5 protein-coding genes are annotated in these 12497 nt (G+C 65.5%); 2 read left to right on the top strand and 3 right to left on the bottom strand.

The genetic code is table 11. The features are described from left to right. Nucleotides 1-9 precede the first annotated feature (9 nt). Both NUH86_RS13790 and mutS read right to left on the bottom strand, forming a co-directional pair. Nucleotides 10-2769 (bottom strand): [protein-PII] uridylyltransferase, encoded by a 2760-nt coding sequence (locus tag NUH86_RS13790; RefSeq protein ID WP_267250025.1) that lies wholly within the window; start codon nt 2767-2769, stop codon nt 10-12. 9 nt (nt 2770-2778) lie between these two features. Continuing rightward, complete coding sequence (gene mutS, locus NUH86_RS13785) at nt 2779-5430, bottom strand: DNA mismatch repair protein MutS (protein WP_267250024.1); 2652 nt, start codon at nt 5428-5430, stop codon at nt 2779-2781. 283 nt (nt 5431-5713) lie between these two features. On the opposite strand from mutS, the gene NUH86_RS13780 reads away from it, so the two are divergent. Further along, nucleotides 5714-7975 (top strand): NADP-dependent malic enzyme, encoded by a 2262-nt coding sequence (locus NUH86_RS13780; protein WP_267250023.1) that lies wholly within the window; start codon nt 5714-5716, stop codon nt 7973-7975. A 231-nt stretch (nt 7976-8206) separates the two neighbouring features. Continuing rightward, nucleotides 8207-8707 (top strand): flavin reductase family protein, encoded by a 501-nt coding sequence (locus tag NUH86_RS13775; protein ID WP_267250022.1) that lies wholly within the window; start codon nt 8207-8209, stop codon nt 8705-8707. 3 nt (nt 8708-8710) lie between these two features. Here NUH86_RS13775 and NUH86_RS24740 read toward each other — a convergent pair whose 3' ends face one another. Further along, the gene (locus NUH86_RS24740; protein WP_323748990.1) at nt 8711-12448 is read right to left on the bottom strand and encodes a cadherin domain-containing protein; all 3738 of its coding nucleotides are present in this window, start codon (nt 12446-12448) and stop codon (nt 8711-8713) included. Between the last annotated feature and the right edge of the window lie 49 nt (nt 12449-12497).

The following is a 12497-nucleotide window of genomic DNA, read 5'->3' as shown; positions in this document are numbered from 1 at the left end:
GCGATGCGTTCAAGCCCGCTCCAGTTCCGCCACTTCGCCTCCCGCCGCTTCCAGAAGCCGCCGTTCCAGCGTTTGCAGCCGCGCCTTGCTCTCGATCTTTCCGGCCAGCAGGTCGGTGACGTAGAAAGTGTCCACCGCCCGCTCGCCATAGGTGGCGACATGGGCGCTGTGCACCGTCACCTTCGACTGGAACAGCGCATTGGCCAGGCTGAACAGCAACGCCGGGCGATCCCGCGCATTCACCTCTATCACGGTGAAGCGGTTGGACGCCTTGTTATCGATCAGCACATTGGGTTGGATGCGGAAGGTTTCGGCGCGGGTGCGGGGCAGGGGGCGCGCCTCCAGCTTGGTGATCATGCGATGCCGGTTGGCCAGTGAATCCTCGATCGCCTTGCGGATGCGCGTCAATTGCTCCGGGCTGTGGAAAGCGCCGCCTAGCGGGTCCTGCACCAGGAAATTGTCGATGGCGACGCCGTCCCGCGTGGTGTGGATGCGCGCGTCGATGATGTTGCCGCCCGCCAGATGGATCGCGCCCGCGATCCGGTAGAACAGGCCCGGATGGTCGGCGGCATAGACCGTCACCAGCGTCGCGCCGCGCTGCGGATAATATTGCGCGGCGATGGAGAGGGGGGAATCGCCCGCCTCCAATATATGCTGCGCATTGTGGATGAGGATATCCTCCGGCTCCGCGATCCAGTAGCTTTCGGGCAGGCGCCTGCTCAGCTTGGCGAAATCCGCCTCCGACAGGCCGAGCGCCTGGCGCAGCCCGTGCTGCTTGGCCGTGACCCGCTCGCCGCGGCCCTTCTGCTTGTGGCCAAGGCGCAGCAACTCCTCGGCGGACTCATAAAGATCGCCCAGCAACTGGCGCTTCCAGCTATTCCAGACGCCAGGCCCCACGGCGCGGATGTCGACCACGGTCAGGCACAGCAGCAGCCTCAGCCGCTCCGGACTCTGCACCACGTCCACGAAGTCGAGGATCGTCTTGTAATCGGCCAGGTCGCGCTTGAAGGCGGTGGCGGACATCAGCAGGTGATGCAGCACCAGCCAGGACACGGTTTCCGTCTCCGCCGGGGTCAGGCCCAGGCGCGGGCAGAGATGCTCCGCCACTTCCGCGCCCAATATGCTGTGGTCGCCGCCGCGCCCCTTGGCGATGTCGTGCAGCAGCACCGCGACATAGAGGACGCGGCGCGACACCAGCTTGCCCATCAGGTCCGCCGCCAGCGGATGATCCTGATTCAGCTCGCCCTTCTCGATCCGCGCCAGCAGTCCGACGGCGCGGATCGTATGTTCGTCCACCGTATAATGGTGGTACATGTCGAACTGCATCTGCGCCACGACCCGGCGGAAATCGGGGACGAAGCGGCCGAAGACGGTCGATTCGTTCATCCAGCGCAGCACGGTTTCCGGGTCGCGGGGAGAGGTCAGCACCTCCATGAAGGCGGCGTTGGCGCGTGGATCGCGGCGCACCTTGGCGGTGATCAGGCTGGCGTCGCGGCTGGCGGCGCGCATGGCGCTGGGATGGATGGCGAGACCATGCTTGTCCGCCAGCGCGAAGATTTCCAGCAGGCGCACGGGGTCGTCCTGAAAGAAATCATCGCTCGGCAGCGCCAGCCGCCCGCGATCCAGCACGAAGCCGTCCAGCTTCTTGGGACGCCGGAAGAAACTGGGGATATAGCGCCGCCCGCGTTCCGCCATCTGGTCGTCCAGATGGGCGAGGAACACGGCGGTGAGGTCGCCCACCGTCTTCGCGTTCAGGAAATAATAGCGCATGAACCGCTCGACGCCCGACCGACCGGCGCGCCCGGTGAAATGCATGCGGGTGGCGGTTTCCAATTGCAGGTCGAAGGTCAGCCGATCCTCGGCGCGGCCCGTGATCATGTGCAGGTGGCAACGCACCGCCCAGAGGAAATCCTCCGCCTTCTGGAACTGGCGCAGTTCGATTTCGGTCAGCAGGCCGACATCGACCAGTTCCGCGACCGACTTCACGCGGTTCACATATTTGCCGATCCAGAACAGGGTGTGCAGATCGCGCAGGCCGCCCTTGCCCTCCTTCACATTGGGTTCGACGACATAGCGGCTGTCGCCCATGCGCTTGTGCCGCTCGTCCCGTTCCTCCAGCTTTTCGGTGACGAAGGCGCGGGCCGTGCCCTGCATGATCTCGCTGTCGAAACGCGTGGCCGTCTCCTCATAGAGCGCCCGGTCGCCCCAGATGTAGCGCGCCTCCAGCAGGGCGGTGCGCACGGTCAGGTCCGCCTTCGCCATGCGCATGGTTTCGTCGATCGACCGGCTGCTATGGCCGACCTTCAGCCCCAGATCCCACAGCGAATAGAGCATGGATTCGATCACCTGCTCGGTCCAGCCGGTGGGCTTCCAGGGGGTGATGAAGCCGATGTCGACATCGCTGTGCGGCGCCATCTCGCCCCGGCCATAGCCGCCCACCGCGATCAGCACGATCCGCTCGCCGGTGCTGCGATTGCCCGCCGGGTAGAGATGGTGCGTGGTGGCGTCGTAGAGCAGGCGTAAAATCTGGTCGACCAGGAAAGCGAAGGCAGTGACGGCTTCCCGCCCGCGGGTCGGTTTCTGGCTGAGGCGATGGGCGACATCCTCGCGCCCCGCGTCCAGCGCGTCCTTCAATTCCTTCACGATCAGGCCGCGCAGTTTCATCTGATCGCCGCGATGCTCCTGCGCCAGGGCGTTGATGCGGTCTGAAATGGCGCGCCGGTCGATGATGGCGCGCCTGGAACCCAATTTCGGAAACTGCATGACCATAGGGCTTTTCTAGTCTTCCTGACCGGCTGCCGCCAGTTGCTTGAGGCGGTAGAGTTGATCGAGCGCCTCGCGGGGGGAAAGCGCGTCGGCGTCGATGCCGTTCAGCGCGGCGCGAAGGGGATCGGCCTTTTCCTCCACCTGCGCGGTGGCGGCGGCGAACAGGGGCAGGTCGTCCAGCCCAGCCGCGATGCCGCCGGTCCTGGCCTTGCCCGCTTCGAGGCGGGAGAGGACGTCCTTCGCCCGCTTGAGGACCGCAGGCGGCAGCCCGGCCAGCCGCGCCACGGCCAGACCGTAGCTGCGATCCGCCGGTCCTTCCGCCACCTCGTGCAGCAACACCAGATCGCCCTTCCACTCCCGCGCCCGGACATGGTGGAGCGAGAGCGAGGACAGGGTTTCCGCCAGCCGCGTCAGTTCATGATAGTGCGTCGCGAACAGGCAGCGGCAGCGATTGACCTCATGCACCGCCTCCACCACCGCCCATGCCAGCGCCAGCCCGTCATAGGTCGACGTGCCGCGCCCGACTTCATCCAGGATGACGAAGCTGCGCTCCGTTGCCTGGGCCAGGATGGCGGCGGTCTCCACCATCTCGACCATGAAGGTCGAGCGGCCCTTCGCCAGATTGTCCGATGCGCCGACGCGGCTGAACAATCGGTCGACCAGCGTCAGGGTCGCGGACTGCGCGGGCACATAGGCTCCCGCTTGGGCGAGAATCACGATGATGGCGTTCTGCCGCAGGAAGGTGGACTTGCCGCCCATGTTCGGCCCCGTCACCAGCCATAGCCGGTCCCCGGTCACCAGCCGGCAGTCATTGGCGACGAAAGGCTGACCGTCGCGGCGGAGCGCGTCCTCCACCACCGGATGGCGGCCGCCCATGATTTCCAGGCACGGCCCCTCGCCGTCTTCGGGCAGGAAATGGGGCCGCTGCCAGCCGCCCTCCGCCGCCCGCTCGGCCAGCGCCGCCGCCACGTCGAGCCGGGCGAGGGCGTCCGCGGCGCGGGCGATCTCCGCCTTGCGGGCGAGGGTGGCTTCGATCAGCTCCTCCAGATGCGCGGCCTCGGCCACCAATGCATGAGCGCCTGCCTGCGCGACGCGGCTCGCTTGTTCGTGCAGGTCGACCGAATTGAAGCGCACCACCCCGGCCAGCGTCTGGCGATGGGTGAAGCCGCTGCCGGGCTGCATCAACGGGTCGGCGGCGCGGGCAGGCACCTCGACATGATAGCCCAGAACGCCGTTGTGGCGGATCTTGAGCGAGGCGATGCCCGTCTGCTCGCGATATTTCGCCTCCAGCGCGGCGATGGCGCGGCGGCCATCCCCGGCGAGACGGCGCAGCTCATCCAGCGCCGGGTCATAGCCGTCCGCGATATAACCCCCACTGGCGGTTTCGGTCGGCGGGCTGGGGACGAGGGCGCGGGACAGGCTGTCGACCAGCGCGCCATGGCCATCCAATGAGGGAAGCAATTGGGCCAGCAGCAACGGCTGGTCGGGCAGGCGTCCCAGCCGCTCGCGCAGCAGCCGCGCTTCGCCCAGCCCGTCCCTCAACTGGCCCAGATCGCGCGGACTGCCCCTGCCCATGGCGAGGCGGCCCAGAGCGCGCCCGATGTCCGGCAGAGCGCGCAAAGCCACCCGCAACTGGTCGCGCAGCATGCTATCGTCATGGAACAGTTGAACAAGGCCCAGCCGCGCCTCGATGGCCGCCTGATCCATCAGCGGCGCGGACAGATCCTGCGCCAGCAAGCGCGCGCCCGCGCCGGTGACGGTCCGGTCGACCGCTCCCAACAGGCTGCCCGCCCGCGTGCCGTTCATGGTGGCGGTGATTTCCAGGCTCTCGCGGGTCGCGGCGTCGATGGCGACATGCGCGCCGCTGGCCTTGGCGCTGGGCGGGGCGAGGAAAGGCAGGGTACCCTTGCCCGCATGGTCGAGATAGCTGAGCAGGCCGCCCATGGCCGCCAGTTCGGCGCGGCCGAACTGGCCGAATCCGTCCAGAGTGGCGACCCCGAAGATACGCTTCAGCGCCGCTTCGGCCCGGCTGCCGGAAAAGGCCGATCGGTCGAACGGGTGGGAATCGGGCAGATCAAGGTCCAGCCCGTCCGGCAACACGATCTCGCTCGGCCGCAGGCGCGCCAGTTCGGCGGCCATATCGGCCGCCCGCAAAGTCAGCGTCTCGAAGCGCCCGGTCGAAATGTCTGCGGCGGCCAGGCCATATTCGCCCGCCTCTTCGCCCCCCACCTGCGCCAGCGCCACCAGCATATTGTCGCGCCGGCTGTCGAGCAGCGTCTCCTCGGTCAGCGTGCCCGCCGTCACATAGCGGACGATGGCGCGGGCGACGAGGGATTTGGACCCACGCGCCTTGGCCTGCGCGGGCGTTTCGGTCTGTTCGGCGATGGCGACGCGATGCCCGGCCTTGATCAGCCGCGCCAGATAGGCCTCCGCGCTGTGCACCGGCACGCCGCACATCGGGATCGGCGCGCCGCCATGTTCGCCCCGGCTGGTGAGCGCGATATCGAGCGTGGCCGCCGCCGCCTTCGCATCCTCGAAGAAAAGTTCGAAAAAATCGCCCATGCGGTAAAAGAGCAGGCAGTCCTGCGCCTCCGCCTTGAGAGACAGATATTGCGCCATCATGGGCGTGGCTTGTTGCGTGGATGTGTCGATCGTTCGCGCCATGGCACAGCGGATAGCGTGAACCATCCGTGGAAACCAGAGCTTCGGGAAACAGCTGGAAAATTGCGCTTCTCGCACTTGCCCACAAGATATTCCTGCCGCTAGGGCGGTTCGGCATTCAGCCCATGCGGGCCTGCAAAGCGCGATTTTCTGCGCTTCGGTGCTCACGTACTTGAGTACGCTGCGCTCCGGTGCTCGAAAATCGCCCTTTTCGGCTCCGCCTGAACTGAATGCCGGACCGCCCTACGGGCGAGTTTATTGTTCCAAACAAGGGGTGGGTGCAGCCATGACCGACAAGTCGAATGTGGAATTTTCCGAGCGCGAGGCGCTGTTCTTCCACTCGACGGGACGCCCCGGCAAGATCGAGATCATCGCGTCGAAGCCGATGGCGACCCAGCGCGACCTCAGCCTCGCTTACTCGCCCGGCGTCGCGGTGCCTGTGCGCGCCATCGCGGAAGACCCGACGACCGCCTATGATTATACCGCCAAGGGCAATCTGGTCGCGGTGATCTCCAACGGCACGGCGATCCTGGGCCTGGGCAATCTGGGCGCGCTGGCGTCCAAGCCGGTGATGGAGGGCAAGGCGGTGCTGTTCAAGCGCTTCGCCGACGTCGACAGCATCGACATCGAACTCAAGACCGAGGATGTCGACAAGTTCATCGACGCCGTCGAACTGATGGAGCCGACCTTCGGCGGCATCAACCTGGAAGACATCAAGGCGCCCGAATGCTTCATCATCGAACAGACGCTGAAGGAACGGATGAACATTCCGGTCTTCCATGACGACCAGCACGGAACCGCGATCATCGCGGCGGCGGGCGTCATCAACGCGGCGATGCTGACGGGCCGCGAGATGAAGGACATGAAGGTGGTGGTGAACGGCGCGGGCGCGGCGTCGATCTCCTGCACCGAACTGATCAAGGCGCTGGGCGTCCAGCATGACAATGTCATCATGTGCGACAGCAAGGGCGTGATCTACCAGGGCCGCACAGAGGGCATGAACCAGTGGAAGTCGGCCCATGCGGTCAAGACCGACGCCCGCACCCTGGCCGAAGCGGTCAAGGGCGCCGACGTGTTCCTGGGCCTGTCCGTCGCGGGCGCGATGACGCAGGACATGGTGAAGTCGATGGCCGACAAGCCGATCATCTTCGCCATGGCGAATCCCGACCCGGAAATCGCGCCGCCCGACGCCAAGGCGGTGCGCCCCGACGCCATCGTCGCCACCGGCCGGTCGGACTATCCCAACCAGGTCAACAATGTGCTGGGCTTCCCCTTCATCTTCCGCGGCGCGCTGGACGTGCGGGCGACCGGGATCAACGAGCCGATGAAGCTCGCCGCCGCCAAGGCGATCGCCAACCTCGCGCGCGAACAGGTGCCGGAGGAAGTCGCCAAGGCCTATGGCCGTTCGCACAGCTTCGGGCCGGATTACATCATCCCCGCGCCCTTCGACCCGCGCCTGATGGAGGTCGTGCCGTCCGCCGTCGCCCAGGCGGCGATGGAAACCGGCGTCGCGCAGCGGCCTATCGCGGACATGGCGGCCTATCGCCAGTCGCTCAAAGGCCGGCTCAACCCGACCACTTCGGTCCTCACCACCGCCTATGAGGTGGCGAAGGCCAATCCCAAGCGTGTGGTCTTCGCCGAAGCGGAAGAGGAAGTGGTGCTGCGCGCCGCGATTCAGTTCCGCACGCTGGGCTATGGCATCCCCGTGCTGGTCGGGCGCGCCCATGTTTACGACAAGCTCAAGGAACTGGGCGTGCAGGATCCGGAAAGCTTCGAACTGCACAACAGCGTCAATTCGCCGCTGGTGCCGGATATGGTCGACACGCTCTATGGACGGCTCCAGCGCCGGGGTTATCTGCGCCGCGATTGCGAGCGGATGGTGAACCGCGACCGCAACATCTTCGGTTCGCTGCTGGTCAAGATGGGCCATGCCGACGCGATGATCACCGGCATGACCCGCCCGTTCGGCCAGACCCTGCGCGAGATCAAGCGGGTGATTGACCCGGCGGCGGGCCGCACCCCCTTCGGCATCCATGTGCTGGTGACGAAGGACAAGACGGTATTCCTGGCCGACACGACGGTCAATGAGCGTCCCACGGCGCAGGAACTGGCGGATATTGCGGAGGGCACGGTGGCGGTCGCCCGGCGCATGGGCCATGATCCGCGCGTCGCCTTCCTCTCCTATTCCAATTTCGGCAACCCGCCGGGCGGCTTCCTCGACAATGTCCGCGACGCGGTGAAGATGCTGGAAGAACGCGATGTCGACTTCGAATTCGAAGGTGAAATGACCGCCGATGCGGCGCTCAACCCGACGGTGATGAAGAATTATCCCTTCAGCCGCCTGTCCGGACCGGCCAACATATTGGTGATGCCGGGGCTTCAGTCGGCCAATATCTCGGCCAAGCTGCTGCGCGAACTGGGCGGCGCGACGATGATCGGGCCGATGCTGGTCGGCATGGACAAGTCGGTGCAGATCGCCACCATGGCGTCCAATGCTTCCGAATTGCTGACGCTGGCGGTGCTGGCTTCGGCAGGCGTCGCGGTCTGACGCTGCATGGAAGACACTCGTGCTCCCGCCTGCGGGAGCACGAGTGTCTCGACTATAGGTCAGCAGCGCCGCCAGATCGTCGTCCACCCGATTTGGGAAATATCGGATGGGGGATGATAGGGAAACTTATGGACATATCAGCGGGATTCGCTTGCCATGGTGCGCCAAGTCGAGACAAGAGACTGCGATGATGATCAGTGACGATATTCTTCCTCGTCGGGGGCTGTGCGCATGAGCGAAGCGGTCGCCTTTGACAGTGGCACCTTCCGCCGGGTGCTGGGCCATTATCCCACCGGCGTGTGCGTGGTGACGGCGGTGGAGGACAGCCAGGCGCCGACCGGCATGGTGGTCGGATCTTTCACCTCGGTCTCGCTCGACCCGCCGCTGGTCGCCTTTTTCCCCGCGAAAAATTCGCAAAGCTGGCCCCGGATCGAGAAAGCGGGGAAATTCTGCGTCAACATCCTCGCCAGCGACCAGAAGCCGCTTTGCCAGCAATTCGCGGCCAAGGGCGGTGACGACAAGTTCGCCGGCGTGACCCACCATGTCTCCGCCAATGGATCGCCGATCCTGGACGGCGTGGTGGCCTGGATCGACTGCCAGCTCGAAGCCGTGCATGAGGCGGGCGATCATTATATCGTGCTGGGCCGGGTGATCGCGCTGGAAGTGGAGACGCCGGGCAAGCCGCTGCTCTTCTTCCAGGGCGGCTATGGCGAATTCGCCCATTTGAACTGACGGTCAGAAGAAGCTGCTCGAATCCACGCCCGCCAGCGTGTTGACGCCAAGCAGCAGCACGCTTTGTTCGAAAGCCCCATCGCCATTGGCGTCGTAGAAAACCCAGCCATCGGTCGTTCCGGCGACGAAGGTCACATGATTGACCCCGGCGGTCGGGTTGGCGGCGGCCAGCGCGTCGGCAAAATTGTTGGTGGCGATCGCCCTCTCTGCATAATCGGCGGCCGGCAGGCTGCCGTTCAGGAAGTCGAGATCGATGCGGTCGCCCTCGCTGGTCTTGAAATCGGTGATCCGGTCATAGCTCGCGGTGTTGAGCGTCGTGTCGCCGCGGTTGAAGATGAACATGTCCGCCTCGGTCCCGCCGGTCAGCGCGTCCTTGCCCGCGCCGCCGATCAGCATGTCGCTGCCTGCGCCGCCCTTCAGCGTGTCGCCCGCCGCGCCGCCATCCAGCAGGTCGTTGCCCGCGCCGCCGTCCAGGCTGTCCTGCCCATCCTCGCCATAGAGCCGGTCGTCGCCGCCATTGCCCAGCATGGTGTCGTTGCCTGAACCGCCCCAGAGGCCGTTCTGGCCGCCATTGCCGGTGATGCTGTTGGCGAGGTCATTGCCGGTGCCGTCGATAGCGTCGGAGCCGGTCAGCACCAGCTTCTCGATCTCCGCCGCCAGCCTGTAGCTGACGGAGGCGTTGACCTGATCGGTGCCTTCGCCCGCCAGTTCGAAGATCAGGTCGTCATTGGCGCCGTTGCCGTCATCGGACCAGCTATCGACGATATAGTTGTCGTTGCCCAGCCCCCCGGTCATGCTGTCGGCGCCCGTGCCGCCATCCAGATAATCGTCGCCCGCGCCGCCGGTCAGCACATCATTGCCGTCGCCGCCGAACAGATTGTCATTGTCATCCCCGCCTTCCAGCCTGTCGGCGCCGCCCATGCCGTAGAGGATGTCCGCGCCCAGACCGCCCGACAGCAGGTTCGCCGCGTCGTTGCCGGTGATGCTGTTGGCAAGGTCGTTGCCGAAGCCGTTGATCGTCGCCGCGCCCGTCAGGGTCAATTTCTCGACATTGGCGGCCAGGCGATAGCTGACCGAGGCATTGACCAGATCGCTGCCGCCGCCCGCCAGTTCGACGACCTGATCGTCATTCCCGGCAAAGCCGTCGTCCGAAAAGGTGTCGACGTAGAAAATATCGTTGCCCGCGCCGCCATCCATATAATCCGCGCCCGCGCCGCCATCGATCGTGTCGTTGCCCGCCAGTGCATGGATGGTGTCGTTGAGCGCGGTCGTCTGATAGGCGAGCACGGTCGTCGTCGGGTTGATGAGGTTGTTGCCGGAGGAGCCGGTGATGGTCTTCCCGCCCTCCACCACGTCGGTAATGGTGATGGACAGCAACTGGTCGTCGGCATTGCTGCCGTCGGTCGCGCGGACCGTCACCTGATAAATGCCGTCGCCATCGGCATCGAGCCGGTTTTCAAAATCGGGCGGATTGATGAAGGACAGCGCGCCCGTCACTGCGTCGATGGTGAACAGCGCCGCGTCCGCTCCGCCCGATATGGCAAAGCCGGGCGTCGTGCCGTCGGCGTCGGTGGCGGTCACGACCGTCACGGCCCCGGCATTTTCCGCCATGACGATCGCCGCCGAAGCGCCCCCGCCATTGGAGGTGATGACCGGCGCATTGTCGTTGAGGTTGGTGACGGTGATCGCCAGGGTCTGCGCGACGATGCTGGCGCCGTCGCTGGCGCTGACGATCACATTGTAGATGCGGTCGCCATCGCTGTCGCCGGGCGCTTCATAATCGGGCGCGGTCTGGAAGCTCAGCGCGCCGGTCGCCGCGTCGATGGTGAACAGCGCCGCGTCCGCGCCGCCGCTGATGCTGTAGCTGAGCGCGGTTCCATCGGCGTCGCTGGCCTGCACCATGGCGGCGATCAGGCTGTTCTCCGCCACCGACAAGGTCGCGGAAGCCGCCCCGCCATAGGATGTCAGCACGGGCGCATTGTCGTTGAGGTTGGCGATGGTGACGGACAGCGTCTGCTGGTCGCTGTTGGTGCCGTCGCTGGCCTGCACGATCACGTCATAGACATTGTCGTGATCCGCGTCGGTGGGCGCTTCATGGTCGGGCGCGGTCTGGAAGCTGAGCGCTCCGGTCGTCGCATCGATGGCGAACAGCGCGGCGTCCGCCCCACCGACAATCGAATAGAGGATCGACGGCCCGTCGGCGTCCGTCGCCGTCACGCCGGTAACCGCGGTCGCATTCTCATCGACCGTGATCGCCGCCGAAGCGCCCCCGCCATTGGAGGTGATGACCGGCGCAAAACCGTCCGGCACGTCGCGCACGGTCACGGACAGCGTCTGCATGTCCACCCCGCCATTGCCGTCATTGGCGGCGACGGTCAGTTGATAGACATTGTCGCCATCGGCATCGGCCGGACTCTCGAAATTGGGCGGGACGATGAAGCGCAACTCGCCCGTCGCGGCATCGATGGCGAACAGCGCGGCATCGTCGCCGCCGACGATGGAAAAGCCCACGGTCTGCCCGGCGTCGGGATCGGTCGCGGCGACGGTGGTGACCGCCGTGCCGTTCTCATCGATGGCCAGCGCCGCGCTCGCGCCGCCGCCGTTCGATGTAATGACCGGCGGCGCGTTGAGTGCCGTCGAGGGCGTCGTCATGTCCGCGAACTGGAAGAACTCGACATTGCGGATCGTCTTGCTGCCTTCGGGCGATCCGGCGCGCTGGTCGACCGCGATGAAGCTGCCGTCGGTTTGCAGCGTGAAGGCATAGTCCATCCGGTTGCCGGAAAAGACGATGGTGTCGATATCGGCGCTGCCGTCGATCACGTCGCTGCCCGCGCCCGCCAGGATGGTGTCGTTACCGGCGCCGCCATGCATATAGTCGTTGCCGGTGCCGCCATCGATCAGGTCGTCGCCCGTGCCGCCATATAATTCGTCATTGCCCGCGCCGCCATAGAGCCGGTCGTTGCCCGCATCGCCGTTCAGCGTGTCGTTGCTGTTGGTGTCGTCATCGTCGCCATAAAGCGTGTCGTTGCCGCTCCCGCCCGACAGATTGTCGCCGCCCGCCTGACCGTAGAGGATATCGTCGTCATCGCCGCCGGTCATCTTGTCGCTGCCGCGGCCGCCATAGAGGATGTCGTTGCCCGTGCCGCCGTCGATCGTGTCGTCCCCGGCGATGCCGTTGAAGCCCAGATCGTCGCCATAGAGCAGGTCGTCGCCCGCTCCGCCCGATATGGTGTCGCTGCCGCGCCAGCCGAAGATGATGTCGTTGCCGCCGTCGCCCTGCAGATTGTCCTTGCCCGCGCCGCCGATGATGACGTCATTGCCCAGCCCCGCCTGGACCAATACGTCCTTCGCATAGTCGATGCCGCCCGCGCCGTGCGCCGTCAGGTCTATGATGTCGTCGCCGTCGCCCAGCCAGAACTGCTCGATATTGTCGAAACTGCCGAAACCGCCGGAAATCGCGCCATTATTGTAGAAGATCGCGTCGGCCAGATTGGACCCGTAGATGACGTCGGTTCCCGCGCCGCCCATCAGCATGTCCATGGAAATCTGGATATTCGTCGCGGTCAGTTGATAGGCCGGACCGCTGCCGGTGAGGATTCCGGAGTTCCAGACGAGCTGCGCCAGCACCGCGTCGGGGCGCACCATATCCAGATTGGCGAGGCGGGTGAAGGCGAAGAACTGGTCCTTTTCATTGCCCGCCACGATGGTCTGGCTACCCACCACGTTGAAGAAATTTGCCATGCCCGCCCCCTGTCCAGCATCCTCTTGAAAGGTCGCAAAGCTGTAGCTG

The organism is Sphingobium sp. JS3065, from assembly GCF_026427355.1.
In the GTDB taxonomy this organism is placed as follows: Bacteria; Pseudomonadota; Alphaproteobacteria; order Sphingomonadales; family Sphingomonadaceae; genus Sphingobium.
The sequence above is the reverse complement of the archived record's forward strand: the minus strand, read 5'-3'. Positions and strand labels throughout refer to the sequence as shown.

What these genes read in the sequence shown, in the direction of transcription:
- NUH86_RS13790 (WP_267250025.1), bottom strand. Translation starts at nt 2,769, where the DNA reads ATGGTCATGCAGTTTCCGAAATTGGGTTCCAGGCGCGCCATCATCGAC.
- NUH86_RS24740 (WP_323748990.1), bottom strand. Translation starts at nt 12,448, where the DNA reads ATGGCAAATTTCTTCAACGTGGTGGGTAGCCAGACCATCGTGGCGGGC.
- NUH86_RS13780 (WP_267250023.1), top strand. Translation starts at nt 5,714, where the DNA reads ATGACCGACAAGTCGAATGTGGAATTTTCCGAGCGCGAGGCGCTGTTC.
- mutS (WP_267250024.1), bottom strand. Translation starts at nt 5,430, where the DNA reads ATGGCGCGAACGATCGACACATCCACGCAACAAGCCACGCCCATGATG.
- NUH86_RS13775 (WP_267250022.1), top strand. Translation starts at nt 8,207, where the DNA reads ATGAGCGAAGCGGTCGCCTTTGACAGTGGCACCTTCCGCCGGGTGCTG.